Genomic DNA, 26,406 nt, shown 5'->3' on the forward strand with positions numbered 1-26,406 from the left:
GCAACCATGACCGCGGTGCTAGAATCGCGGTCATGGAAAAACCCGTATCGAAGGACCCCGCACCCCGCAAGAGCCGCAAGGGCGCCACGCCCACGGTACGCGACGTCGCGCGCCTGGCCGGCGTCGCGCCGATGAGCGTCTCGCGCGCGCTGAACAATCCCGATTCGGTCTCGCCCGACATCCTGCAGCGCGTGCGCGAGGTGGTCGACCAGATCGGCTACGTGCCGAACCTGCTGGCCGGCGGCCTGGCCTCCAAGAAGAGCCGCATGGTGGCGGCCGTGGTGCCGACCATCAGCGGCTCGGTGTTCCTCGAGATGGTGCAGGCGCTGACCGATGCGCTGGCGGCGCGCGGCTACCAGCTGATGCTGGGCCAGGCCGGCTACGAGAACTCGCGCGAGGATGCGCTGCTCGAGGCCATCATCGGTCGCCGTCCCGATGGCGTGGTGCTGACCGGGATCATGCGCTCGGAGCAGGGCCGGCGCCGTCTGCTGGCCAGCGGCATCCCGGTGGTCGAGACCTGGGACCTGACCGACAGCCCGATCGACATGCTGGTCGGCTTCTCGCACGAAAAGATCGGCAAGGCGGTGGCCGAATACCTGGTGAGGCGCGGCCGCCGCAAGATCGCGACCATCAGCGCCAACGACGAGCGGGCGGTGCGCCGCAACCGGCAGTTCGCCGACGCCGTGCTGGCGCTGCGGCCCGAGCTGGGCATGGACCGCGCGGCGGTGCCGACCTGCATCGTGCCGGCCCCGACCACGCTCGGCAGCGGCCGCACCGGCTTGCGCGAGCTGCTGGCGCACGATCCCGCCATCGACGCCGTTTTCTGCAGTTCGGACATGATGGCCCAGGGCGTGCTGCTCGAGGCGCTGGCGCTGGGCATCGAGGTGCCCCGGCAACTGGCCGTGGTCGGCCTGGGCGACCAGGCCTTCTCGCGCGACCTGCTTCCTCCCCTGACCACGGTGCGCATCGACGGCACCGCCATCGGTACCACCGCCGCCCAGCTGATCATCGACCGCGCCGAAGGCAAGCCGGTCGAGGAACTGGTGCGCGACGTCGGTTTCATCATCGTCGAGCGCGGCAGCACCTGACCGTCCGGCCCGCCGCATCCACGCGGCGGGACCCATCCCCGTTGTTATTCCACAAGCGCGTCATAAATCGTTGACAGCCGCAAAAAGATACCGGTATCATTGATTTCAATTTGGTACCGGTATCACGACCCAGGAAATACATGACAACGAACTCATCCGACGCACCTACCTCGATCTCGCCACCGGCGACGGGCGGCACTCCCCACGTCACCGCCATGCGCGTGGTGCCGGTCGCAGGCCGCGACAGCATGCTGCTCAACCTGAGCGGCGCCCACGCTCCCTGGTTTACCCGCAACCTCGTGATCCTGACCGACAGCAGCGGCAACCAGGGCGTCGGCGAAGTCCCCGGCGGCGAGAGCATCCGCCAGACCCTGGAAGAAGCGCGCACCCTGGTCATCGGCCAGCCGATCGGCGCCTTCAAGGGCGTGCTGCGCACGATGCGCAAGGTGTTCGCCGGTCGCGACGCCGGTGGCCGCGGCCAGCAGACTTTCGACCTGCGCGTGATGATCCACGCCGTGGCTGGCGTCGAATGCGCGATGCTCGACCTGCTCGGCAAGTTCATGGGGCTGCCGGTGGCCGACCTGCTGGGCGAGGGCCGCCAGCGCGACCAGGTCGAGATGCTGGGCTACCTGTTCTACGTGGGCGACCGCGAGCTCACCGACCTGCCGTACGCCAGTCCATCGGGCGAGCCGGAAGGCGCCGACGACTGGCTGCGCCTGCGCCACCAGGCGGCCATGGATGCCGACGCCATCGTGGCCCAGGCGCGCGCCGCCCAGCAGCGCTATGGTTTCCGCAACTTCAAGCTCAAGGGCGGCGTGCTGCGCGGCGAAGACGAGATCGAGGCCGCGCGCGCCCTGAAGGAAGCCTTCCCGCAGGCGCGCATCACGCTCGACCCGAACGGCGGCTGGCTGCTGGGCGACGCCATCCGGCTGTGCCGCGACATGGGCGACGTGCTGGCCTATGCCGAAGACCCGTGCGGGCCGCAAGACGGCTATTCGGGCCGCGAGACGATGGCCGAGTTCCGCCGCGCCACCGGCCTGCGCACCGCCACCAATATGATCGCGACCGACTGGCGCCAGCTGGTGCATGCGGTGCAACTGCAGGCGGTCGACATTCCGCTGGCCGACCCGCATTTCTGGACCATGCAGGACACCGTGCGCGTGGCCCAGATGTGCCAGGCCTGGGGCCTGACCTGGGGCTCGCATTCGAACAACCACTTCGACGTCTCGCTGGCCATGTTCACCCACGTGGCGGCGGCGGCGCCGGGCGAGATCACCGCCATCGACACCCACTGGATCTGGCAGGACGGCCAGCACCTGACCCGCAATCCGCTGCGCATCGAGGGCGGCATGGTCGCGGTGCCGACCGCGCCGGGCCTGGGCGTGGAGCTGGACATCGAGGCCGTGGAGGCGGCCCACCAGCGCTACCTGCAGATGGGCCTGGGCGGGCGCGACGACGCCGTCGGCATGCAATACCTCATTCCGAACTGGAGGTTCGACAGCAAGAAACCGTGCATGGTGCGTTAGACCGGCATAGACCGGCGGCGCATCAGGCATTCAAGGCAGTACAAAAACATAATATCAGGAGATGAAAATGCCAGCGAAACACCGTATCGTGTTGTGTCCCATGGCGCTTGCCGTGGCGGGCGCCATGCTCAGCATGGCGGCCCAGGCCCAGGAAGCCCCGCAGCCTGCCCAAGGCGCCGCCCCGGCGCTCGAACAGGTGGTGGTCACCGCCAACAAGCGCGTCGAGCGGCTCGAGAACGTGCCGCAGTCGATTTCCGTGATCAGCGAAGAGCTCCTGCAGCGCAATAATGTGCGCGACCTGGACGACATCATCGAGCTGTCGCCATCGCTGAGCAAGACTCAGTCCGACAACCCGGCCAACACGGGCCTGAACATGCGCGGCATCGGCACCCAGTCGATCGGCATCGGCGTCGAATCCGACGTCGCCGTGATCGTCGACGACATCCCGATCGGCATGCAGGTGCAGGCTTTCCGCGACCTGACCGACGTCTCGCGCATCGAGATCCTCAAGGGCCCGCAAAGCACGCTGTTCGGCAAGTCGGCGATCGCCGGCGCCATCAACATCGTCACCAAGCCGATCTCGGGCCCGGTGCGTACCCGCGCCAGCGTGCTGATGTCGGACGACCGTGAATGGCGGCTGTCGGCCTCGATCGGCGGCGACGTCTCGGAGAAATTCGGCTTTCGCATCGCCGCCAGCCAGAACGATTTCGCCGGCAACGTCCACAATCTCACCACCGGCAAGTGGACCAATGGCGCGCGCGGCAAGACCTTCCTGGGCAAGCTGACCTGGCGTCCGCTCGACAACGTCAGCGTCGACTTCTCGCCGCGCTACAACCACACGCTGACCGATTGCTGCGTGGTGGTGATCAACGGCGTTACCGGCACCAACACCCAGAACGGCCTGCTGAACAACATCCCGGCCATGCCGATCGGCCTGGCGCTGGATGGGATCTCGCCGAACAAGGACAATATCAACATCCGCAACGACACCTTTACCGGCCAGGAGTCGACCACCCGCGGCGCCGGCCTGCGCGTCAACTGGGAATTGCCGAACGGCGGCACGCTGACCTCGATCACCTCGATGGACCGCTACCACGCCAACGATTCGCGCGACCAGGACTTCACCGACCTGCCGGTGATGCTGTACTACCCGGTGACCGGCACCGGCCTGCCGGCCGGGATCAACAGCGGCTCGTCGCAGCACGGCCGCTTCGACGTCATCTCGCGCACCCAGGAACTGCGCTACACCTCGAGCGACAGCGGCGCGCTGCGCTACGTGGCCGGCGTCTGGTACGGCAAGAACGAACTGGCGCGCTACTTCAAGCGCGGCGAGTACGGCCTGATCGCGACCAGCCCGACCGAGTTCTATGGCGACACCTATAACATCAACAAGGCGGTGTTCGGCCAGGCCAGCTGGGAATTCATCCCGCGCACCACGCTCACCGCCGGCCTGCGCTACAACGAGCAGGAATCGGGCTATCGCTTCAATGGCAGCGGCAACCCGTCGGCGCTGCCGTTCGGCAGCCCGTTCAGGCCGACCCATGTGTTCTCGAGCCTGGGCAACAATGACGAGCACGTGACGGGCAAACTGAGCCTGCAGCGCCAGTTCACGCCCAACCTGATGGGCTATGTGTCCGGCTCGACCGGCTACAAGGGCCATGCCTATGACATCACGAGCAGCCTGAACGCGCTCACTGCAAGCCAGCAGCCGGTCAAGCCCGAAACCGCCGAGAGCTTCGAGGTCGGCATGAAGGGCAGCTTCCTGGGCAACCGCCTGACGGTGGCGGCCACCGCCTTCAGCTCCAAGTTCGAGGATTACCAGCAGAACTCGGGCAGCTATATCCCGGATACGCTGATCTACCAGACCCGCCTGAACAGCCTGCCGGGCGTCGAGACCAAGGGCGTGGAGCTGGACGTGAACGCCCTGGTGACCGGCAACCTGCTGGTGAACGCGGCTTTCGCCTATACCGATGCGTCGATAACGGAGTTCCGCAATGCCCAGTGCTACCAGGTGCCGGGCAGCCCGAACGGCGGCTTCAATGAAAGCTGCATCCTGCGCAATCCCGAGTTCGGCAACCAGAACACGCAGGACGTCAGCGGCGGGCGCATGCCGTTCGCGCCGCGCCGCAAGGCCACCGTCAACTTCCGCTACGACGTCCGGATGCCGAGCCGCAGCTTCGATGGCTTTGTGACCGGTACCATCGCTCACGCCAGCGACATGGTGACGAACCTGGACCAGAACCCGATCAACTATGTGCAGCCGACTACCTACCTGCACGCCGGCTTCGGCCTGCGTGACCGGACCGGCAAATACACGTTCAGCGTGCGCGTCAACAACCTGCTGGACAAGCGCTACATGAGCAACCGCTCGGTCCAGCTGGGGAACTTCAATGCGTTTGCGCCGAATCCGCTGGCCCAGGTGACCACCACCACCTGGTCGCCGCAGCGCAACGCCTTCCGCAACATCGCCGTCAAGCTGGACATGAACTTCTAGCCGCCGGCCTTACCGCTTGTCTCTCGTTGGCCCGTCGCGCACCGCGTGGCGGGCCTTTTTTCTTCCAGGCGCAAAAAAGCCGGGCAAGGCCCGGCTTCATGACAAGCGCACGGGGTCGGTCAGCCCTTGGGCTCCTGCTTGACCTCGACCCGGCGCGCCACACCCGACGGGCCCGGGAAGCCTTCGAAGGCGCTGTGCACCAGGGCCGGCATGATCTCGGGCGTCGACATATTGCGGCTGGTGTTGTGCACCGTGACGTCGAACAGGCGCTTGCCGTCGCGCGCCGCCTTGATCGAGACCTGCAGCTCGCGCCGGTAATGGTGCTCGATCGAGGTCTGGTAGGCAGGATAAGGACCCCAGAACGGATCGTAGAACGGGCTGTACCAGCCGCCCCAGTAGCGGCGGTTGAAGCCGCGGTAGCCGTAGCCGAAGCGCGCGCTCGGATAGAAATACGGCGTCATGATCGGCTCGAGCACCCGCACCGGCAGGTCGGTGGTGGTGAAGCGCATCGAGACCGTCAACGCCGGCGTGGCGCCGTCGGCGTCGCGGAAGCCCTGGCGCGCCAGCTGGCCGCGCACCAGTTCCTGGTAGCTGCGCCATTCCAGCGTGTCGTCCTGCGGCGACGGCACCTCGAATACATAACTCTTGTCTTCCATCTGGGCCGGCCATTGGTGGAAGGTGGTGACATCGCTGCGGATGGTGGTCGCGCAACCGCCCAGGAGCAGCGCAAGCGCCGTGCCGGCGGCGACCATGATGAGGCGTTTCATACCGAATCTCCAAAAATTGTGCGGAATTACCCCGATGATCTAGCTTACCTCTTGTTCGGCATCAATAAACCAGGATTTACACCCAGTTACCGTGCACACATTGCGATACATGGAATCGGACGAAACACCGGAAAAGCTTGTTGGTAAAATAAGCACTTCTCCACTGTGTTTGCGGACCCTTCCTATGCGCACCGATACGCCCCAGACCATCTACCGGAAAGACTATACCCCGCCGAGTTACCTTGTGGATACTGTCGAGCTCGGCTTCGACCTGGATCCCGCGCGAACCGTGGTGGCCAACCGCCTGACCCTGCGCCGCAATCCGGCGGCGAGCGGGCGGGCCATCGAATTGCATGGCGAAGAGATCGAACTGGTGGCGCTGCGCCTGAATGGCAGGGCCCTGGCCGCTGCCGACTACACGTTGGCCAACAACCTGCTGACGATCCACACGGCGCCCGACGACGTCGTGCTCGAGATCGAATCGGTCTGCGTGCCCGAGCAGAACACGACGCTCAGCGGCTTGTATGTGTCAAACGGCAACTTTTTCACCCAGTGCGAGGCCGAGGGCTTCCGCCGCATCACGTATTTCCCGGACCGCCCGGACGTGATGGCCAAGTACACCGTGATGCTGCGCGCCGACAAGGCCCGCTTCCCGGTGCTGCTGTCCAACGGTAACCTCATCCAGCAAGGCGAGCTCGAAGACGGCCGCCATTATGCGCTGTGGGAAGACCCGTTCAAGAAGCCGTCCTACCTGTTCGCGCTGGTCGCGGCGCGCCTGGTGTGCCAGGAAGAGACCTTCCGCCTGGCGGACGGGCGCGATGCGCTGCTGCAGGTGTGGGTCGAAGAGGGCAACCTGGACAAGACCGACTACGCGATGCAGTCGCTCAAGCACAGCATCCGCTGGGATGAAGAGAAATACGGCCTCGAGCTCGACCTGGACCGCTTCATGATTGTCGCCACCAGCGACTTCAACATGGGCGCGATGGAGAACAAGGGCCTGAACATCTTCAACACCAAGTTCGTGCTGGCCAACCCGCGGGTGGCGACCGACGTCGACTTCCAGGGCATCGAGGCGGTGGTGGCGCACGAATACTTCCACAACTGGACCGGCAACCGCGTGACCTGCCGCGACTGGTTCCAGCTGTCGCTCAAGGAAGGCCTGACGGTGTTCCGCGACCAGGAATTCACGGCCGACATGATCGGTACCGATACCGGCCGCGCCGTGACCCGCATCGACCAGGTGCGCACCCTGCGCCAGCACCAGTTCCCCGAGGACGCCGGCCCGATGGCGCACCCGGTGCGTCCCGACTCCTTCGTGGAGATCAATAATTTTTATACGGTGACGGTGTACGAGAAGGGCGCCGAGGTGGTGCGCATGTACCAGACCCTGTTCGGCGTCGATGGCTTCCGCAAGGGCATGGACCTGTATTTCGAGCGCCACGACGAGCAGGCGGTCGAGTGCGACGACTTCCGCCGCGCGATGGCCGACGCCAATGGGCGCGACCTGACCCAGTTCGAGCGCTGGTACAGCCAGGCCGGCACGCCGGTGCTGCGCTTCGAGGGCCGCTGGGACGAGACCGCCCACACCTATACCCTCAAGCTGTTCCAGTCCTGCCCGCCGACCCCGGGCCAGGCCGACAAGCTGCCCTTCCACATCCCGGTGGCGGTCGGCCTGCTGGACGGCGCGGGCAACGATATGCGCCTGGTGGAGGGCGGCGTCGACCGCGGCAACACGGCGGTGCTCGAGCTGACCCAGGCCGAGCAGACCTTTGTCTTCACCGACGTGCGCGAGCAGCCGGTGGCCTCGGTGCTGCGCGGCTTCTCGGCGCCGGTAGTCCTGCAGGGCAGCTATACCGATGCCGACCTGCTGCACCTGTTCAGCCACGACAGCGACCCGGTGAACCGCTGGGAAGCGGGCCAGCGCCTGGCCATGAACCGCCTGCTCAAGCTGGCCGGCGAGGCCGCCGCCAAGGGCAATACCAGCACCAGCCTGAACCTGGACGACACCTTCATCGAGGCGATGCGCAAGGTCCTGGTCGACGACAGTCTCGATCCGGCCTTCCGCGAACAGGCCCTGCTGCTGCCATCCGAGGGCATGATCGCCGAGCAGATCGACGGCGTCGACCCGCTGGCCGTGCACATCGCGCGCCAGTTCGTGCGCGCCGACATCGGCGCGCGCCTGCGCGGCGAGCTGCTGGCGCAGTACGAGGCCAACCTGACCCCGGGCGCGTACAGCCCGGATGCACTCTCCGCCGGCAAGCGCGCGCTCAAGAACCTGGCGCTGTCTTACCTGAATGCGGCCCCTGGCGACGACAGCGTGGCCCTGGCCCAGCGCCAGTTCGACCATGCCGACAATATGACCGACCGCGCCGCCGCGCTGGGCGCCCTGATCGCTTCGCGGGTGCCAGAAGCCGCCGGTGCGCTGGACGCGTTCTACCAGGAGTTCCAGGACGAAGCCCTGGTGGTGGACAAGTGGTTCTCGATGCAGGCCATGGCGCCGACCACCGACGTGGCGGCGGTGCGCGCGCTGATGCGCCATCCGGCCTTCACCTTGCGCAACCCGAACCGGGCGCGCAGCCTGGTGGCCGTGTTCTGCATGAACAATCCGGTGCAGTTCCACGCGCCGAACGGCAGCGGCTATGCCTTCTGGGCCGAGCAGGTGATCGCGCTCGACGCGCTCAACCCGCAGGTCGCCAGCCGCCTGGCGCGCGCCATGGACCGCTGGCGCCGTTACGCGCCGGCGCTGCAGGCGCAGATGCAGGCCGCGCTGCAGCAGGTGGCGGGGCAGGGCAAGCTGTCGAACGATGTGCGCGAAGTGGTCACGAAAGCGCTGGCAAATTGAGGTAGGGTTGGCGGCCGTGCCGCCGACGCGTCGTTAGTTGGCCGCAAGATCATCGAGCCCGAGAACGGCACCGAAAACAATCACCGCGTCGGCGGCATAGCCGCCGACCCTACAAGAATTCAAACCAAACCTGAGGAAGTCATGAAACGCGTAAGTTTGACGCAATACCTGGTGGAAGAGCAGCGCCTGCACCAGACCATCAACGCCGAGCTGCGCCTGCTGATCGAGGTCGTCGCCCGCGCCTGCAAGCGCATCAGCTATTCGGTCAGCAAGGGGGCGCTGGGCGAGGTGCTGGGCAGCGCCGAGACCGAGAACATCCAGGGCGAAGTCCAGAAGAAGCTGGACGTGATCTCGAACGAGATCCTGCTCGAGGCGAACGAGTGGGGCGGCCACCTGGCGGCGATGGCGTCCGAAGAGATGGAGACCATCCGCCAGATCCCGAGCCGCTACCCGATGGGCGAATTCCTGCTGCTGTTCGATCCGCTGGACGGCTCGTCGAACATCGACGTCAACGTCTCGATCGGCACCATCTTCTCGGTGCTCAAGGCGCCGGAAGGCATGAACCAGCCGACCGAACAAGACTTTTTGCAGGCCGGCAGCACCCAGGTGGCGGCCGGCTATGCGGTCTACGGCCCGCAGACGATGCTGGTGCTCACCACCGGCAACGGCGTGCACTGCTTCACGCTGGACCGCGAGATGGGATCGTGGGTGCTGACACAGAGCGATATGCAGATCCCGGTCACAACCCGCGAATTCGCCATCAATATGTCCAATAAACGCCACTGGCATCCGCCGGTGCAGCGCTATGTCGACGAGCTCTTGGCCGGCGAAACGGGCCCGCGCGGCAAGGATTTCAATATGCGCTGGATCGCCTCGATGGTGGCCGACGTGCACCGCATCCTGAACCGCGGCGGCGTGTTCATGTATCCGGCCGACCTGCGCGATCCCGCGTCACCGGGCAAGCTGCGCCTGATGTACGAAGCCAATCCGATGGCGATGATCGTCGAGCAGGCCGGCGGCGCCGCCACCGACGGCAAGGGCCGCATCCTCGACATCCCGCCGACCAAGCTGCACCAGCGCGTGCCGGTGTTCCTGGGCTCGAAGGAAGAAGTCGAGGTCGTGACGGGCTATCACCAGGAATGATTGCGCCGTTTTAGCCCGGGATGCGGCACGCCTGCAATACACACTAGCAAGTTTGCCGCATTGTTTGCTAGAATATGGTTCTTTCGTCACGGCGGCTTCATTGTCGTGCGCCGAAAGGAAAGGCGAAGCACAGGTTTCGCCGCTGTAGCTCAGTCGGTAGAGCAGCGCATTCGTAATGCGAAGGTCACCAGTTCGATTCCGGTCAGCGGCACCAAGATTTGCAGGATAAAGGGTTACAGGCTCGCGCTTGTAGCCCTTTTTCTTTGGCCGGGCACGATAGGGCATGCCTTCCGCCTGCCCACCGGCTCATGGCGCGATGGTGTGCAGCTTGCGGTCCAACGCCTCGTTGCGCGTGCGCATCGCGTGCTCGGCCTGCTCCAGCGTGCGTTCGGTCACGCCATCGATCGCCACGCCGCCAGCCGGCACGATGCGCGGCGTGATGACCACGATGGTCTCGGTCGCCGATCCGCCGTCCTCGGTGCTCGAGAAGATGCCGCCGATGAGGGGGATGTCCGACAGCAGCGGCACTCCCAGCCGGCGGTAGGTCGCGCTGCGCTTGATCAGGCCCCCGATCAGCACCGGCTGCCCGTCGTTGGCCACCAGCTGGGTATTGACCTCGGTGGTCTTCTTCGACGGGATGCCCGCCGACACCGTGCCGGAGCTGACTTCCGGCCGCACCTTGAGCATGATGCGGCCATCGGCGTCGACCGAGGGCGTCACGCGCAGTATCACGCCGGTGTCGAGGAACTGGATCGATTCGGACGTGACGTTGTTGATCGTCGTCGTCAACCGGTAGCCGAGCTGGTCGCCCACATTGGTCGTCGCTTCCTGGTCCTCGAGCGCCAGCAGGCGCGGCGTCGCCAGCGTATGCACCCGTCCCTTGTTGCTCAGCGCGCTCAGGTAGGCCTCGATGTTCTTGTTGACGAGGTTCAGGTAAAAGCGCGGGCCGGCGCGGGTGGCGAAACCGGTGGCCCCGAACACGTCCGGTCCCTCGCTGAAGACGCGCGACCAGTCGACGCCGAAATTCTCGGCCTGGTCCAGCGTGATCTCGAGGATCTTCGCTTCGATCAGGATCTGTTGCGGCGCGCGGTCGATCTCGCGCAGGACGGCGGCCGCGCGTTGCAGGCCCGCCGCGTTCGACTCGAGCACCACGGTCCGGGTCTCGTCGAGCACCGTGACCGCACCCATCGGGCCGACATGGCGGGCCAGGATCGCCCCGACCTTGGTCACATCGGCGTAGCGCACCTTCAAGGCCTTCACCTCGAGCGCGTCCGGCCCCTCGGCCGGCGCGGCGCGCGAGTCTTCGATCAGGAAGCCGCCCGCGCGTTCGCTCACGCTGAAACCGCCGGCCTGTGCGATCGCCTCGATGGCTTCACGCACCGTCAGGTCGTACAGGTTGATCGAGACGTTCCCGCCGACGCCCCGTCCGAGCATGATATTGACGCGTGCGCTGCGCGCAATCATGTTGAACAGTTCGCTGACCGGGGTGTCGCGGAAGGTATACGACATGGTGGCCGGAATGGCCGCCGGCGCGACGGGAGCGGCGGGCACCGGCGTGTTTTGGGCATGGACGAACGACGGCAGCGCGAGCAGGGCGCACAGCAGATGGCGCGGTTTCATCGGGAATCCTTGTCTTGCATGTTCAGCAGCATCTCGCTGCCGGCGCGGGCCAGCAGCGCGCCGCGCGCATCGATGCGCAGCACGGTGTAGCCGGAAAACCGTTCGCCGACGGCGAGCACCTGGCCATCGATATTGGCCAGCGAACGCGCGCCGCCCAGCACCAGCGCGCGCAGGCGCGGCGGCTTGTCGGGCGTGTCGCCCGGCGCAGCCGGTCGGCTCGCGGCGGGGCGCTGGAACGGGTCGCGCAGCGGCTCGGCGCCGGCGGGGAAGGCCAGCATCAGTGCGATGAACGGCGGGAGCCAGTAGGTCATGGTTGTTCCTGGGTGTCGTAGATGGCCAGTTGCAGCGAAATCCTGCGCTGCTCGCCGGCAGCGGCGGGCGCCAGCGACAGCTGGACGATGCCGACGGTCGGCTGGCTGGCCTCGATGTCGGCCAGCCAGGCCAGGATCGCCGCATAGCTGCCGCCGGCCGCGATGTCGAGGGTGTGCAGGCGCAGTCCGGCGACCTGTTGCTGGGCGCCCTGCGCCGCGGACGACACGGTCACGCCGGCACGGGTCGCGCTGCGGCTGACGGCGGCGATCAGCGCCAGCGGCGCCGGCGCCACCAGCGGCGCGGCGGATGCCGTAGCCGCAGGCGCCGGCGCCGGCAATGCATGCGCGCTGGCCGCGGCGCTGCGCGCTTCGAGCGTGGCCAGCGCCTTGCGCTGCTGCGCGTGGGCCGCCAGCGGAGCGCGCAGGCCAACGCTCCAGGCCAGCGCCAGCGCGATGCCGATCGCGCCGATCGCCACCAAATTCAACTGGCGCGCCGGCAGCGCGGCCAGGGCTTCGCCGATGCCGGGCCTCATTCGGCCTCCCCGCGCCGAGTGAGCCAGAGGGTTGCGCGGAAGTCGATCGCGCTGGCTTCGGCATTGGCGCCGCTGGCCTGCAGCTGGACGTTCGCCAGGCCGGGAACGCGGCCGAGATTGGCGAGAAAATCGGTCATGCCTTCGTAGCTGCCAGCCTGGCCGCTCAGCTCCACGTGGCTCTCGAGCAGCAGGGTATCGCCGTGCGCATTGCCGGTCGCATACGTGTCCTGCGGGCCGGCGCCCGCGGGCAACGCCGCGCCGGCTGGCGCCGCCCGCGTGGAACGCCGCAGCGCGATCGCGGTCAGCCAGGTATCCGTGGGCAGGGCGCGGTCGATGGCCTGGGCGAACGCGGCCAGCTCGCCTTCGCGCCGCACCACGTCCAGCAGGGCCGCGCGCTGCCGTTCGCGCAGCAGCGCGTCGCGCTGCGCGGCGGCGCGCTGCTGGTCCGATTGCGCCGCGCTGGCGGCGCTGCGCAACAGCGAGGCCTGGCGTTCCATGGCGGCGCTGCTCCAGCGCAGCGCCGCATGTCCTGCGGCGGTGGCGATCGCCACCGCCGCCAGCGCGCAGGCGGTACGGCGGGCGGTGCGGCGCAGGCGCACACCGTCGCGATAGCTGCGCGGGATCATGTCGATGTCAGCCATGCGCGTCCTCCCTCAGCGCGAGACCGGTTGCCAGCGCGATCGCGGTTGCGTGCTCGGCGCGCTGCAAGTCGGCCGGGGCCGGGGCCGTGGCCGGGAAGGCCTCATAGGGATCGAGCAGGTGCACCGGCACGTCGATCAGTTCGGCCATGCGCGCGCCGATATCGGGATAGCGCGCGAGACTCCCGTTCAGGTAGAGGCGGCTGATCGAGCTGCCGCGCGTGCGCGAGGCGACGTATATCTGGGTATGCGCCAGCTCGTCGGCCAGCGCCTGGCAGGCTGGATGCAGGATGGCGCGGATGGCGCGCCGCAGCTCGCCGTGCGGACCGGTATCCGGCACCGCCTCGCGCGCGCCGATGCCGTGTTCTTGCAACAGGCTGGCCGCGGTATCGTGCGGCAGGTCGAGCGCGTCGGCCACGGCGCGCGCAAGCATGTCTTCGCCGAAAGCGATCTCGCGGTCCAGCATCAGGCGGCGGCCCCAGATCACGGTCAGGTAACTCTTTCTGGTGCCGAAGTTAAGCAGCGCGACCGACTGGCCGACGTCGCTGCCGTGCAATACAGCCAGCAGGCGGCCGATCGCGGCGGGGCCGATATCGAGCGCCACGGGCGTCAGGCGTGCGCGCTCGAGCATCGCCAGGAAGGCCAGCACGTGCGTTTTCGGGGCTGCGGCCAGCAAGACCTGGCGTTCGCCGCTTTCCTGGTCGGCGCCGCGCACCTGGTAGTAGTCGACCACATGCTGCGCAGCGCGCTCGCCCAGCTGCTCGGCTGCGGCGCGCGCCACCGCCTGCGCTTCGGTCTGTCCCTGCGCCACCTGCACCGTGAGCGGCAGGATCCGCACGTCGGCCGGGGACAGCGCCGACACCACGCGGCGGCCCTCGAACGGCGCCTGCGCCAGCGCGGCGTTGACGAAGCGCAGCAGCTCCCTGGGGTTGGCCAGCAAGGCTTCGCGCGGCATCGGATACGCGCGCGAGGTCGCGGCCCGTAGCTGCCAGCAGTCGCCGCGCCGTTCGGCCTGCACCAGGTTCAGCCTGGTGGCGGCGAAATCGGCGCCGATCGGGCGCGCCGCTGCCGCCCCGGAGCCCAGGCGCCGGCCCAGCCGTGCGATCCAGTGCCGCAGGTTCATGGCGTCGCGCCTTGCGCCATGCTGCCGCAGCGGATCGCGGCGCCGCCGGCGCGCTTGGCCTGGTACAGCAGCGCGTCGGCCTGGGCGTAGGCCGCGTCGAGCGTGCATGCCAGGTCGAGCGCCACCAGGCCGGCGCTGAAGGACGGCGCCGGGATCTCGCGCTCGCCGCTGTGCGTGGCAAGCCCCGCCGCCGCGGCCAGCGTTGCCGCCAGGCGCGCGCGGGGCTCGCCGCCGCCGGCCAGGATGAAGGCGAACTCGTCGCCGCCAAGACGCACCAGGCATTCCAGCTCGCCATCGAGCCGCTCTTCAAAGGCGGCGGCGACGGCTTGCAGGACGCTGTCGCCCTGGCGATGGCCGTAGGTATCGTTCAGGGGCTTGAATTGATCGATGTCGAGCAGCCCGAAGCAGGCCGGCGCGCCGAGCCGCGCGTGCAGCCCCACCACGCGCGCGAATTCGCGCTCCAGGAAGCGCCGGTTCCAGGCACCCGTCAGGTGGTCACGCTCGGCCAGCGTGGCCATGGCCGCGCCGGTGCGCTCGAGCCTGAAGCGCAGCGCCAGGTCGTTCTTGCGCACGCGCAGGGCGCGCCCGACCAGGACCAGCGACAGCAGCGTCGAGGTGAGCATCGCCAGCTGCAGCGTCCATAGTTCCACATCGCCGAATTCCAGGCGCGTGAAGAAGGTCAGCGAAGTGAACATGAGGTAGATGGCCGCGCAGGTGAGCGAGGCTTCGCGCAGGCCCCAGGGCATCAGCGGGATCAGCATCAGCAGTATCGCCACGCTCAGCATCACCACCACGTGCAGCGTGCCCGAGCGGCGCGCCAGCAGCACCAGCGCCGAGGCGCAGACGATCAGCAGCAGCATGGCGAGCAGGTTGAGCGCCTGGACGTCGCGCACCTGGCGCGCCGACCAGAACACATGCAGCGCCAGCGCGGCCAGCAGGATATAGGTGTAGCTGTAGCCCGGCCCGAGGTCGAACCAGGAGGCGAAGGCCGCGGTCTGCACCAGGAACAGCAGGGCCGCCAGCGCCAGCAGGCTGACGCCCTGGCGGGTTGCGCGTTCGATGTGCCCGGTGGCATAGTCGGCCAGCTCCGGCGCACTGAACCTGGTCGACGACCAGAGGGCGGCGAAGGTATCCGCGAAGCGTGGCGGCGGCGTCGCAGTCGAGGCGACGGAAAGCTGGGTCACGGGTGTGGTCTGCTCCATGGTGTCATCCGATCAGCATCGTCGGGCGCTCAGCACCTGCAGCACCGGGTGCCGGCTGGACGAGGCGTCGAGGCTGTGGAAGCGAACGCTCGGGCCGGGATTGGTGAGACGCAGCAGCATGCCGTGGTTGGGAAACTGGCCGCCGAACCAGCCGTTGACCAGTTCCGTGACATCCCATCGGGCGATGGTGGCGCCGGCGACGGTGGTCGTGGCCGCGGGCTGCGCAAGGTAGTTGCCTCCGTCCCAGCGGGCGTCGTCGTCGTGCGGTCGCTTCCAGCTGGCGTCGTCTTCCCAGGGCGTCATCAGGCGCTGCACTGCCACGACGGCACCGGCGCCATTCGAGCCGTCGGGCGTGAGGGCAAGGGTGGCGGACAGCACCAGCGCGTCCTTCTTGATATCGCCCATCGCCCAGTACAGCAGGGCGTGCGCGCTGTCGAATTCCAGCCACAACTGTTTGTCGTCATCGTCGGTGTCGTCGTCGGCGCGGTCGATCGTGATGTCGCGGGCCTTCTCGGTCAGCTTCACCGTCTCAGCCTTGCTCAGGTCGTGCAGCGTGACTTGCTTGCGCTCCAGGGTGCGCAGCGTGACGCCGTTGACCACGCCGCTGGCGGCGATGTCGATCTTCTTGACCGTGCCTTTCACTGCCGGCACCTCGGCGGTAAAGGTGCCGGCGCCGAGAGCCGTGGGGGCGATCCTGTCGCTGGTGCAGCCGGCGACCTGGTTTTTCCACCGGGCCGCCGCCATGCCCGCATCGGCAAGATAGACTGCCGCGCGGCTTTCGTAGTCGCCCTGGGCCGCGCGCGACTCAGTGCTCGCCAGCCGATTGACGCCCACCGCCAACGCGGCCACGGTCGCCAGTACGATCGCCACCATCAGCAGCACCGCGCCATGCTGGCGCCGCCGCGTCATGGATTGGCTCCGACGCGCACCGTGCGCGCGCGCGTGATCGGCTCGGCAACGTCGGGGTGGCTCAGGGTTAGCGCGATGCGCAGCGTCGGGGTGGGAGTATCGGGCGCGCTGAGGTCGACCCGGTCGACGTTGGCGGCCACGATGGCGTTGCGATCTGGCTGGCCGCACCCGGCGCCTTCCAGCAGTTCGCGCGTGTCCTTGCACGCTGCGAAACCCAGCAGCTTGAGCCACTCTTCCGATGCGGCCGCCGTACCCGTCGCGGCGGTCGCCTTGGCGGCGATCCTGTCGAGGGCGAAGGTGGCCTCGGCGCCCAGGTCGATACGGGACCGCACCAGGCGCGCGCTGTCGGCGCTGGTGCGCAGCATGTCCGCCAGCGGCAGCAGGATGATGGCGGCGATGGCCAGGGCCAGCAGCAGCTCGACCAGCGTGTATCCTTCGGCGCGCGTGTTCATCGGGTCACCAGGGTGGCCAGGGTAAAGCGACTGCCGGCGGTCGGATCGGCCAGTTCGGCGCCGACGTACAGCAGGTGGTCGCTGTCGCCGCCGGGGCCGATCGCGCCGCTTTTTTCAATACCGTAGCGCGCCACGTAGACTGCGACGGCCGGGCAGCCGTCGCCCGCAGCGGCCGAATAGCCCGACGGCGTGGCCCAGTTGCCGGCCCTGGCCAGCAAGCGCTGGTAGGGTTCGGCGAGCACGATCTCCATCCGGGAGCTGACGCAGTCGAGGTCGCGCGCGGCCGCATCGGAAACCGGCGCCTGCGCGACGGCGTTGCGCAGCGCGTCGAGCGCCGGCGCCAGGCAGACGGCCAGCAGCACCAGCGCGAGCAGCGCTTCGAGCAGCGTCAGGCCGGCGCACCTGGTGCGCCATGGACGGATGGACATCGATACTGGCATGGTCAGGATTGGGTGATGCGGCCGGTGGCGCCGAGGTTGACGTTGCGCCGAACATGGCCGGCGCCGAGTACGATCGCTCCGGCGCGCAACGCCTTGTCGCGCACGGGACCCTTGCCGATACCGCGCACTGGATCGCCGCTGGCGTCGAATACGACCGTCGCGGCGGTACCGTTGTCGTCGAATGTAAAGCTGCAGCTTACGAGGGTCATGGTGGATCCGGCGGGTTCGGAGTCGAGCGCCACTACGTAGATCGGTTGGCCCGACGGCGATGTGGTGTCCTTTTCGGTACTGACGGCGCGGACAGTGACGGTGCCCGCGCCCGGATCACAGCTGACCAGCCGCTGTTGCCCACTGCGCCGGGCGTCGTCGCGGGCCAAGCGTAGTGCGAGGGCGACTTCTCCGGTGGCCGTCTCAGCCTGGACTTCCATCATCGGCGCGGACGAGGGAATAGCGACAACTGCCGCGATCGACAGAACGACGACGACCATTAATAGTTCGAGCAGCGTGTAGCCCGAGGCCACGCGTGACATCACACTACTTGCCAGTTCTACTTAGCGTTTCGAGAACGGGTTGCCGTTGGCGTCGTTGCCACTGTTATTGATGAGGAATTGACCGGTTTTGGTGCTGTAAGCCCAACCCACCGCTTCCTTGCCTTCATCCAAGGTGATGGTTGCATCGGCGGTCACAGCGATCTCGTCGGAGCTGCTGAATGGTTCAGCCGGGATGCCTTTGCGCAAATATGGGCCATAGCGGAACTTCTCGTTAGCCACGGTGCACGTTTGACCCGCCGCATTCGAAGGATACTGGAGCTGATCTTTCAACGACTGTTCCGGCGTCGTGGCGGTTCCAGTGCCGGGTTCGCCTTCGCAATCGTCAGTGGCTCCCTCTGACGCAGTAGCTCCTGGATAAACGTAGCCGGTATGCTGTGCACGATACTGTTCGATCGAATTGCGGATAGTGGCAAGATTGGCGTCGAGTGCCGAGCTTTGTGCATCCGACGTCGCCGCCGAGAATTGCGGAATCGCGATGGCCGAGATGATCGCCAGGATGATCACGACGATCAGCAATTCGATGAGGGTAAAGCCGGCCGCTGCGGCGCGTTTGAAGGAAGTGGTCATGTGTTTTTCCGCCCGGTTGATAAAGTCGAATTGTCAACTTTACTTATAGAAATTATTAATTCAAAAGGGTAACATGTAGGGGTTGCCGTACGTCATCAATTTTTCAATCGTGTGGGAATGTGTGGTTTTTCGTTAACGCCTCAATGCACACTTCGTGATAATTTAAATATCGGCAGGATCAGCGAACTGACGATCGTCCCGACCAGGATGCCCATCACCAGCAGCATCACCGGCTCGGCCAGCTTCGATAGCCGCGCCAGGTGACGCGTGAGTTCGCGGTCATAGGAATCGGAGATGCGGCTCATGACGCGTCCCAGGGTGCCGGTCTGTTCGCCGGTGGCGATCATCTGGCGCACCGCGACGGGCACGAAACCGCTGTGCTGGAAGCCGGCGGCGATGCCCTTGCCTTCGGTGACGTCATTCTCGAGATCGCGGATGAAGCGCTGGATGTCGGCATTCGGCACCACCGCGCGGCAGGATTCCAGCGTGGCCAGGATGGTCACGCCGCGCTCGAGCGAGATTCCCATCACTCGCAGCAGGCGCGCCAGGTAGATCTTCGCGAACACCTCGCGCAGCACCGGCAGGCGCAGCTTGGCGCGGTCGATCGCGACGCGCACATCGGGACGGCGCACCAGCATCCATGCGCCGCCGGCCAGGGCCGCGACCACGGCGGCGACGATCGCGCCGTGCTCGGTAAGCAGCCGGCTGACAAACATCAGGCCCCGCGTCGTCCATGGCAGCTGGTCGTGGATCGACGCGAACATGGCCGCAAACTTCGGAAACACCGACACCAGGATGAACAGCACCACGCCGAACGAGAACGCCAGCAGGATCAGCGGGTACGACAGGGCCGACACGAGTGTGCTGCGCAGCCGTTCCTCTTTCTCGTCCAGTTCGACCAGCTGCACCAGCACCTCGGCCATGAAGCCGCCCGCTTCGCTGGCAGCGATCAGGTTGACGTAGGTGCTGGGAAAGAGCCGATGCCTGGCCAGCGCCACTGAAAAGCGTTCGCCCGCCAGGATGTCGTCGCACATCGCGGCGATCATCGCGCGCAGCTGCGCCTGCTCGGTCTGTTCCAGCAGCGACTGCAGGGCCGCGTGCAGCGGCACGCCGGTCTCGAGCAGCAAGGCCAGGCGTTCGGTGAACAGCGCGCGTTCGCGCAGTCCCGGCGCGCGCGCCCGGAACAGGGACCGCGCCATGGCTGGGCGGGGCGTGGTGGTGGAAGCGTCGAGTTCGAGCGGCATGGCGGTCTGGGTCAGAGCGAATGGACGACACGCGCGATTTCCTCGGGCGTGGTGTGGCCGTCGAAGGCGCGCGCCATGCCGTCGGCGTACAGGTCGCGGTGGCCGGTGGCCGCCACCTGCTCCGCCAGCTGGTCCTTGCTGGCGTTGGCCACGATCATGCGCTGCAGTTCCGGGCCGACTTCGAGCAGCTCGTAGATGCCCATCCGACCCTTGTAGCCCGAGTCGTAGCACGCCGGGCAGCCGCGCCCGCGCATCAGGCGCAAGTCGCCCTGGCCATGCCAGCGGTAGGCGGCGGTGGCCTCGGGTGTGGCGAGATAGCTGGTGCGGCAGCCCTGGCACACCCGCCGCACCAGGCGCTGCGCCATCACCCCGATCAGGGCCGATGAGAGCAGATACGGCTCGACGCCCATCTCCACCAGGCGCGACACCGCGCCCAGCGTGTCGTTGGTATGCAGCGTGGTCAGCACCAGGTGGCCGGTCAGCGCGGCCTGCACCGCGATCTCGGCGGTCTGGCGGTCGCGCACCTCGCCGATCATGATGATGTCCGGGTCCTGGCGCAGCACGTGCTTGAGGATCTTCGGGAATGTCAGCCCGATCGCGTCGTTGACCTGGTTCTGGTTGATGATGTCGAGCTGGTATTCGACCGGATCCTCGATCGTGACGATGTTCTTCTCGATGCTCTTGAGATGGCTGATCGCGGCGTACAGGCTGGTGGTCTTGCCGCTGCCGGTGGGGCCGGTGACCAGGATCAGCCCGTGGCTGCGTCCGAGCAGGCGCTTGAAGGCGCCGGCCGCATTCGCCTGCATGCCGAGCTTGTCGACGTCGAGGATCGACTGGTTCTTGTCCAGCACCCGCAGCACCACCTTCTCGCCATAAATGCCGGGCAGCGAGGAAAAGCGCAGGTCCACCGTGCGGCCCTGGGTCGCGACCTGGATGCGGCCATCCTGCGGCAGGCGCCGCTCGGCGATGTCGAGGTTGGCCATCACCTTCAGGCGCGAGACGATGGCCGGATGCTGGTCGACCTTGGGCGACATGACTTCGTACAGCACGCCGTCGATGCGCAGGCGGATGCGGGCGCGGTTGCGCGATATCTCGATATGGATGTCGCTGGCGCCGTCGCGGATCGCGCGCTGGATCACGGCGTTGACCATATTGATCACCGGGCTGGCGCCGGCCATCTCGTCGATTTGCGTATAGTCGTCGGGGATCGTCGACTCGATCAGTTCGAGGTCGCTGGCCTCGGTATGGATAAAGTCGGGCAGGGCCCCGCCATAGGCTTCGTCGGCCAGGCGCCGGATGTCGGCCGGCGGCGCCACCACGATCCGGATCCGGTTGCCGGTACGGGTGCGGATCTCGTCGATGGCGTGGATGGCCTGGGGCTCGGCGCTGGCAACCGTCAGCGTGTCGCCGACCCGGAACAGCGGCAACACGTTCAGGCGCCGCGCGACGTCGCGTTCGATCAGCGCCAGCGCGCCCGGATCGTACAGGCCGGTGCGCAGGTTTACGTAGGGCAGCGACAGCTGGTCGGCCAGCGCCTGGTACAGCGCGGCGTCGGTGATCCACTTGCGCTCGACCATGATCAGGCCCATGCGCTTGCCGGTCTGGTCCTGCAGGCGCGCCGCTTCGGCCACCTGCTCGGCGCTGGCGGCGCCGCGTTCGACCAGGATGTCGCCCAGCTTGCTGCCGGGCTCGCGCGCGCGGCGCGGCGTGGCCGGCCGGGCGTCGAACAGCGGCAGCTGATCGAGCAGGCCGGTGGCGGCCAGGATGTCCTGCAGCAGCGGATTCGGATAGGCCAGCTTGAGCCAGCCGCCCAGGGCCGCCAGGCGCTCGCCCATGTCGGCCATCATGCCCAGCGCGTGGCCCGACAACAGCGTCACCTTGCCCAGGTCGACCACGATCGATACCTGGTGCCGGGCCACGCATTCATTCAGCGCCGCCTGCAGGGTCTGGACCGCGTCGTCCGCCACCAGCGCCGTCAGCGGCGCCAGGTAGGTCATCGCGCCGATGCGGCTCCTGGTGATCCGTTCGGCGGATGCGGTGTCCATGCTCATGCCGCGCAGGCTGCCGCGGCCGGGTCGCGCGCGATGCCGAAGTCGGCGATCCAGCCCGGCTCGGCGCGGCACAGCTGCTCGAATGCGGCGATGACGCCGGGATCGAGCTGGGTGCCGGCGCAGCGCGCGATCTCGGCCATCGCCACCTCGTGGCTGCGGCCGGCCCGGTAGGCGCGCGAACTGGTGATCGAATCGTAGGTGTCGGCTACCGCAATGATGCGCGCGTTGTACGGGATATCGTTGCCGGCCAGGCCATGCGGATAGCCGGTGCCGTCGTACTTTTCCTGGTGGTGGCGTGCGCCCGGCACCGCGCCCTTCAGGCGGTCGATGTGGCGCAGGATCTCGTAGCTGCGTTCCGGGTGCACCATGATGAAGGTGAATTCGTCGCGCGTCAGGCGGCCCGGCTTGCACAGCACGGCGTCCGGGATGCCGATCTTGCCGACGTCGTGCAGCAGCGAACCCCAGAACAGGTTGTCCAGTTCGCGCGCCGGCAGGCGCAGCGCGCGCCCGATCTCCATCGCAATGTGGTGCACGCGTTCGCTGTGGCCGCGGGTGTACGGATCCTTGGCTTCGACCGCCTCGATCAGCGCCGCCGCCATCTGCTGGTTGAACTTGCTCGTCTCGGCCAGCATGCTGTGCATGCGCGACAGGCTGGACAGGTGGTTGGCCAGCACTTCGCCCAGCTTGCGGTCACTGTTGCTGAAATCTTCCTTGTGGGCGTGGTTCAGTAGCACCAGGATCGCGACGACCGACTTGTCCTGGAACACCGGGCAGCACAGGATCTTGAACGGCATGTCGGTGAAGATGTAGGCGCGGCGCGGATCGTCCGGCGCGTTCATCACGATCGGCTGGCGCGACGAGTGCGCGAAGCGATACAGGTCGCCGCGCATCTCCACCAGCACCAGGTCGAGGTTGTGGATCGGCCGGGACAGGTTGGTGGCCGACACGCACAGGTTTTCGCCCGGCTTGATGAAGGCGGCGACGTCGGCGTCCATGTGTTCGGCCCAGCTCTCGAGCAGGCTGCCGAAGATATCCTCGCCGCTGGTCATGTCCTGGACCTGGCGATCGATTGCGTAGACCAGGTGCAGTTCTTCGTAGCGGTCCGACAGCTCGTCGGCCATGGCGTCGAGTTCGCCCTGCACGCTGCAGGCGTCGCCGATCGCCGCGGCGACGTCTTCGAGCGCCTCGGCCAGCGCGTCCCATGCGAACGGAGCGTCGCCGGCGCCTGCCGCGCAGCGCACCGCCAGGAAGCCGATCGGCTGGCCCTTGGCCTTGATCGGCAGGTACAGCAGGCTCGATTCGCCGCTGTCGTGGCGCTGCATGCCATCGCCGTTGCACGGCCAGGCGAAGCCGCCGGCGTTCAGCTGCGCCAGCCAGTCCGCCAGGCCGTCATGACCGTCCGCGCTCCAGCATGGGGCGCCGCCGGCGTCGCACACGGCCAGCGCATGATCGCCGCCGGTGCTGCGCTGCAGCCAGCGCGCGTGACGGGTGAAGTCGATGGTCGGCAACAGCTTATGCGGCATGGGGAGGCTCCGGCGGTTGCCCGGGCGTGGACGCCAGGGCGGCAAAATGGCGTGACAGGCGCGCCACCAGCTGGCGCGGACTCAGGGGCTTTTCAAGGAATTCGGTATGCGCGAGTTCGCGCGCCCAGGCGCGTTCGTCGAGCGCCGTCATCGACGTCATGACCAGGATCAGGAAAGGGTGGTCCGGATAGGTGGCGCGCGCCAGCGGGCACAGCGTGCGGCCGTCCATGCCGTCCATCTGGATGTCGCTGATCAGGACATCGGGCAGCTGTTCGGCCATGCGGGCCAGCGCCGCGTGGCCGTCGCTCGCGGTGGCGACGGCGTAGCCTTCGCGCTCGAGCGCCAGGCGCAGCACGCGCAGCACATGCGGCTCGTCGTCGACCAGCAGGATGCGACGCGCGCTCACAGTACGGCGGCGCCGGCGGGAGCCGACACGATCTTGAGGTGGATCGAGAAGGTGCTGCCGACGCCCGGCTCGCTGTCGAGCACGATGCGGCCGTGGTGCAGCTCCACGATCTGGGCCGCCAGGTACAGGCCGAGACCGTGGCCGCCGCGCTTGACCGGCGCGTCGCTCTCGCTGACGCGGTAGAACTTGTCGAAGATACGGCCCTGGTCTGCGGTTGGAATGCCGATGCCGGTGTCGCGTACGCTGATCACGATTTCATTGTCCTCATTGCGGGCGGCCAGCGTCACGCTGCCGCCGGGGCGGTTGTATTTGATGGCATTGGTGAGCAGGTTGTTGAGCGCGATCCTGAACAGGTCCTTGTCGATGGCCACCGCCTCGAGTTCGCGCGGCAGGTCGAGCAGCACGCGCAGCTGCTTGCCCTCGGCGCGCGGCAGGGCCTGGTCATGGGCGTCGCGCAGCAGGTCGTCCAGGCGCACCCGGTTGCGCTCCGGGCTCATGCTGCCGGTTTCCAGCTTGCTGACGTTGAGCAGGTTGCCGACCAGCGCGTTCATGCGCTCGATCTCGTCCTGGATCACATTGAGCGACTCCACGCGCAGGCTTTCCTCGTCGCTGTCGGCCAGCATCTCGGCATACATGCCGATGACATTGAGCGGCGACTTGAGCTCGTGCGAGACATGGGCCACGAAATCGTTGCCTGCCTGGCGCGCCAGGTGTTCGCGGGTGACGTCGCGCAGCACCACCAGGGTGCCGAAGGACATCGTGCCGTGGCCGCCGCTGAGCGCTTGCGCGCTCGCCTGCAGTTGGCGGCCATCGACATTGGCGGGCGCGAAGGCGACCGCGTGCGAGCGCGCATTGTCACGCACATCGCCGCTGTAGCGGGCCAGCAGGCCGCGCAGGGCCGGGTCGCAGCACCAGCTGTCGACCGGTTGCCCGACGATGCGCTCCATCGGAATGCCCAGCAGCGGCTCGATCTTGCCCGACGCGAAAGTGACGTCGCCGGCCGGGTCGAGCATCAACAGGCCGTCGGGCAGCGACTGCAGCGCCGCGTTGAGCTTCTTGCTGCCGTATTGCAGCAGCCGGTTATCGGCCGTGGCGTTCTGGGCGCCCTGTTCGAGCTGGGCGATGCGGGCGCCGGCCTGCGCCAGGTAGTCCTGCATATTGGCGATGAGTTCACGCATGTCGCCGCTGTCGGCCTTGTCGTGCCGGGCGGGAGCGGCGAGCGTGCGCAGTTGCGTGGACAGCGCGGCCAGTGGACGCATCTCGCGCTTGATGACGAGATAGACCACCGGCACGACCAGGAACATGGCCAGGGCCAACAGCGCGAGGAAGGATACGTCCTGGGCCAGCACCGTGTAGCGCGGCTGGTAGAAACCGACCCGCACGAAGAGCGTGCCCATGCTGCGGTCGGCCAGCGGGCCATAGAACTCGCGCAGAGCGGCTGCGCCCTCGCTGGCCGGCAGCGCGCGCTCGCCGAAACCATTCGCGGCGCCGGCGGGCAAGGGGACGACCGGGGTCATGCTGCCCCGGCCCGCGACTTCGGCCAGGGTGCGCCCGCTGGCATCGCCAATGGTGGCATACGCGAATTCGCCGTTGTCGTGATAAGCCAGCAGGGCGGCCAGCAGGCCGCCGCTCTTGCCGTTGTCGGTCAGGAGCGCCATCGGAACGGTGCTGAGCGATTTCACCAATCCCACGCCCTTGATGCGCACCTGCGCCGCCTGGCTGTCCTGCTGGCGTACCACCAGCAACGCCACGACCAGCGTAATCGCCGCCAGCGCGCAGGCGATCAGGATGATGCCGATGCGGTTGAGTTTCATACGATCGTGATTTTTAAAATGCAAATTGTCACATTGGGAGCAGGAGGCCACTATAGGTGCTGAGTTTCCTGATGGCAAATAGATTTGCAATCGTGCGCGGGTCCGTGGCCGGGATCGTTGTATTCTGCGACTAATCCCGGTCTATCTGCACGAAGCGGGTAGTATTCCTGGCAATGTTGTCGATTTCTACTCGATGACAGAATGGAACTGGTGCAGTAGGGCTGTACCTGCACCGTGCGGCATCGTCGCGCGCAAGCTGTCCATATCGACCTGCAGCCGGGCGCGCATCGCGCCCAGCATCTGGCGCACGAACGGCGACAGCGGACGGCCGGCGGGCCACATCGTCAGCGCCGTGAACTCCAGCCGCTCCGAGAACGGGCGAAACACCAGGCCTGCATCGAGGTAGTCGCTTGCTGTGACCGGATTGACCAGGGCGATGCCGATCCGGTTGCGCACCAGTTCGCACAGGCTGAAGGTGTACGAGGTCTCGACCGCGGTCTGCAACTGCACGCCGTGGCCGCGGCAGATCGCGTCCAGGCGCAGGCTGACCGCGTCGTCCGGCTGGAGGGCGACGAAGGGATGGCGCGCCAGCTGCTTTGGCGTGATCACATTGTGGCGCGCGAGCTGGTGGCCCGCAGGCAGGGCGACCACGCCGAAGTAGTGCGCGAACAGCGCATGTTCGACGCCGGCGGTGGAGATGTCCTGGGCCGCGATGCCCAGCTCCACCTCGTCGCGCAGCACCTGGCTGCGCACGTCCTGCGACCCCATGACCTGCAGCGACACCATGCTGCGCGTGCCGGCGGCCGCCAGGTCGGCCAGCACGCGCGGCACGAAGCCCGTCCCCAGGCCGGGAAAGGCGGCGATGCGCACCCGGCCGGCGCCGAACTGCTTGAGGCTGCGGATGCGCTGCTCGATGACGTCCATGCCGACGAAGTGGCGCTGCACCTCGGCCAGCAGGGCCTGGGCCTGCTGGGTGGGCTGCAGCTTGCCGCCCGGGCGCTGGAACAGTTCCAGGCCGGCGCGTTCTTCCAATCGGCGCAGCGCCATACTGACCGCCGGCTGCGACAGCCCCAGCACCTTCGCGGCGCGGGTGGCGGAGCCCGAGGTCATCACGGTGCGGAAGATCTCGATGTCGCGGCTGAGCATGGGCTGGGTTTCCGAT

At 67.3% G+C, this 26,406-nt stretch carries 23 protein-coding genes and 1 tRNA gene; 6 read left to right on the plus strand and 18 right to left on the minus strand.

Going from position 1 to position 26,406, the window contains the following annotated elements:
* Positions 1-32 precede the first annotated feature (32 nt).
* From E8M83_RS09055 to E8M83_RS09065, 3 genes are all read left to right on the plus strand, one after another.
* Positions 33-1,088: a LacI family DNA-binding transcriptional regulator gene (locus E8M83_RS09055; protein ID WP_137173039.1), complete on the plus strand. Its 1,056-nt coding sequence runs from the start codon at positions 33-35 to the stop codon at positions 1,086-1,088.
* Positions 1,089-1,228: 140 nt separating this feature from the next.
* Positions 1,229-2,614, plus strand: coding sequence for an enolase C-terminal domain-like protein (locus tag E8M83_RS09060; protein ID WP_137173040.1), 1,386 nt, complete (start codon positions 1,229-1,231; stop codon positions 2,612-2,614).
* A gap of 67 nt (positions 2,615-2,681) precedes the next feature.
* Positions 2,682-5,108, plus strand: a complete 2,427-nt coding sequence (locus E8M83_RS09065; protein ID WP_170976744.1) for a TonB-dependent receptor — start codon at positions 2,682-2,684, stop codon at positions 5,106-5,108.
* A gap of 119 nt (positions 5,109-5,227) precedes the next feature.
* Here E8M83_RS09065 and E8M83_RS09070 read toward each other — a convergent pair whose 3' ends face one another.
* A complete protein-coding gene (locus E8M83_RS09070; protein ID WP_137173042.1) occupies positions 5,228-5,875 on the minus strand; it encodes a DUF4136 domain-containing protein in 648 nt (215 codons plus the stop codon).
* A gap of 184 nt (positions 5,876-6,059) precedes the next feature.
* On the opposite strand from E8M83_RS09070, the gene pepN reads away from it, so the two are divergent.
* The 3 genes from pepN to E8M83_RS09085 all read left to right on the plus strand — a co-directional run bounded on the left by pepN (position 6,060) and on the right by E8M83_RS09085 (position 10,074).
* Complete coding sequence (pepN, locus tag E8M83_RS09075) at positions 6,060-8,717, plus strand: aminopeptidase N (protein WP_137173043.1); 2,658 nt, start codon at positions 6,060-6,062, stop codon at positions 8,715-8,717.
* Between the two features lie 141 nt (positions 8,718-8,858).
* Positions 8,859-9,860 (plus strand): class 1 fructose-bisphosphatase, encoded by a 1,002-nt coding sequence (locus E8M83_RS09080; protein ID WP_137173044.1) that lies wholly within the window; start codon positions 8,859-8,861, stop codon positions 9,858-9,860.
* Positions 9,861-9,998: 138 nt separating this feature from the next.
* Positions 9,999-10,074 (plus strand) — tRNA-Thr (locus tag E8M83_RS09085).
* Positions 10,075-10,166: 92 nt separating this feature from the next.
* Here the strand turns inward: E8M83_RS09085 and E8M83_RS09090 are convergent.
* The 17 genes from E8M83_RS09090 to E8M83_RS09165 form a co-directional block, all read right to left on the minus strand.
* A complete protein-coding gene (locus E8M83_RS09090) occupies positions 10,167-11,480 on the minus strand; it encodes a type II secretion system protein GspD (RefSeq protein ID WP_170976745.1) in 1,314 nt (437 codons plus the stop codon).
* The gene (locus E8M83_RS25915) at positions 11,477-11,791 is read right to left on the minus strand and encodes a hypothetical protein (RefSeq protein WP_170976746.1); all 315 of its coding nucleotides are present in this window, start codon (positions 11,789-11,791) and stop codon (positions 11,477-11,479) included. The genes E8M83_RS09090 and E8M83_RS25915 overlap by 4 nt, the downstream gene beginning before the upstream one ends.
* Positions 11,788-12,324 carry a GspMb/PilO family protein gene (locus E8M83_RS09095; RefSeq protein ID WP_137173046.1) on the minus strand — a complete coding sequence of 179 codons (537 nt, stop codon included), beginning with the start codon at positions 12,322-12,324 and terminating at the stop codon, positions 11,788-11,790. The genes E8M83_RS25915 and E8M83_RS09095 overlap by 4 nt, the downstream gene beginning before the upstream one ends.
* The gene (locus E8M83_RS09100; RefSeq protein ID WP_137173047.1) at positions 12,321-12,965 is read right to left on the minus strand and encodes a PilN domain-containing protein; all 645 of its coding nucleotides are present in this window, start codon (positions 12,963-12,965) and stop codon (positions 12,321-12,323) included. Before E8M83_RS09100 ends, E8M83_RS09095 begins: the two co-directional genes overlap by 4 nt.
* Positions 12,958-14,085 (minus strand): pilus assembly protein PilM, encoded by a 1,128-nt coding sequence (gene pilM, locus E8M83_RS09105; protein WP_170976747.1) that lies wholly within the window; start codon positions 14,083-14,085, stop codon positions 12,958-12,960. Before pilM ends, E8M83_RS09100 begins: the two co-directional genes overlap by 8 nt.
* Positions 14,082-15,269 (minus strand): diguanylate cyclase, encoded by a 1,188-nt coding sequence (locus tag E8M83_RS09110; protein WP_170976748.1) that lies wholly within the window; start codon positions 15,267-15,269, stop codon positions 14,082-14,084. The genes pilM and E8M83_RS09110 overlap by 4 nt, the downstream gene beginning before the upstream one ends.
* Before the next feature lie 30 nt (positions 15,270-15,299).
* A complete protein-coding gene (locus tag E8M83_RS09115) occupies positions 15,300-16,196 on the minus strand; it encodes a DNRLRE domain-containing protein (RefSeq protein WP_137173050.1) in 897 nt (298 codons plus the stop codon).
* Positions 16,193-16,648 carry a prepilin-type N-terminal cleavage/methylation domain-containing protein gene (locus tag E8M83_RS09120; protein ID WP_137173051.1) on the minus strand — a complete coding sequence of 152 codons (456 nt, stop codon included), beginning with the start codon at positions 16,646-16,648 and terminating at the stop codon, positions 16,193-16,195. Before E8M83_RS09120 ends, E8M83_RS09115 begins: the two co-directional genes overlap by 4 nt.
* Entirely contained in the window at positions 16,645-17,076 is a 432-nt protein-coding gene (locus E8M83_RS09125) for a prepilin-type N-terminal cleavage/methylation domain-containing protein (protein ID WP_170976749.1), read from the minus strand. The genes E8M83_RS09120 and E8M83_RS09125 overlap by 4 nt, the downstream gene beginning before the upstream one ends.
* Before the next feature lie 14 nt (positions 17,077-17,090).
* Entirely contained in the window at positions 17,091-17,618 is a 528-nt protein-coding gene (locus E8M83_RS09130) for a GspH/FimT family pseudopilin (protein WP_137173053.1), read from the minus strand.
* A 21-nt stretch (positions 17,619-17,639) separates the two neighbouring features.
* Positions 17,640-18,206, minus strand: a complete 567-nt coding sequence (locus E8M83_RS09135) for a type II secretion system protein (protein ID WP_137173054.1) — start codon at positions 18,204-18,206, stop codon at positions 17,640-17,642.
* A gap of 140 nt (positions 18,207-18,346) precedes the next feature.
* The gene (locus E8M83_RS09140; RefSeq protein ID WP_137173055.1) at positions 18,347-19,450 is read right to left on the minus strand and encodes a type II secretion system F family protein; all 1,104 of its coding nucleotides are present in this window, start codon (positions 19,448-19,450) and stop codon (positions 18,347-18,349) included.
* Between the two features lie 11 nt (positions 19,451-19,461).
* A complete protein-coding gene (locus E8M83_RS09145) occupies positions 19,462-21,495 on the minus strand; it encodes an ATPase, T2SS/T4P/T4SS family (protein ID WP_170976750.1) in 2,034 nt (677 codons plus the stop codon).
* Positions 21,496-21,497: 2 nt separating this feature from the next.
* The gene (locus tag E8M83_RS09150) at positions 21,498-23,024 is read right to left on the minus strand and encodes an HD domain-containing phosphohydrolase (RefSeq protein WP_137173057.1); all 1,527 of its coding nucleotides are present in this window, start codon (positions 23,022-23,024) and stop codon (positions 21,498-21,500) included.
* Positions 23,014-23,430 (minus strand): response regulator transcription factor, encoded by a 417-nt coding sequence (locus E8M83_RS09155; RefSeq protein ID WP_137173058.1) that lies wholly within the window; start codon positions 23,428-23,430, stop codon positions 23,014-23,016. Before E8M83_RS09155 ends, E8M83_RS09150 begins: the two co-directional genes overlap by 11 nt.
* Positions 23,427-25,244, minus strand: coding sequence for a cell wall metabolism sensor histidine kinase WalK (locus E8M83_RS09160; protein ID WP_137173059.1), 1,818 nt, complete (start codon positions 25,242-25,244; stop codon positions 23,427-23,429). Before E8M83_RS09160 ends, E8M83_RS09155 begins: the two co-directional genes overlap by 4 nt.
* Before the next feature lie 186 nt (positions 25,245-25,430).
* On the minus strand, positions 25,431-26,390 hold the full coding sequence (locus tag E8M83_RS09165; protein WP_137173060.1) for a LysR substrate-binding domain-containing protein: 960 nt from the start codon (positions 26,388-26,390) through the stop codon (positions 25,431-25,433).
* Positions 26,391-26,406: the final 16 nt, after the last annotated feature.

The sequence above is a fragment of the Massilia sp. HP4 genome, assembly GCF_005222695.1.
GTDB lineage: Bacteria > Pseudomonadota > Gammaproteobacteria > Burkholderiales > Burkholderiaceae_D > Telluria.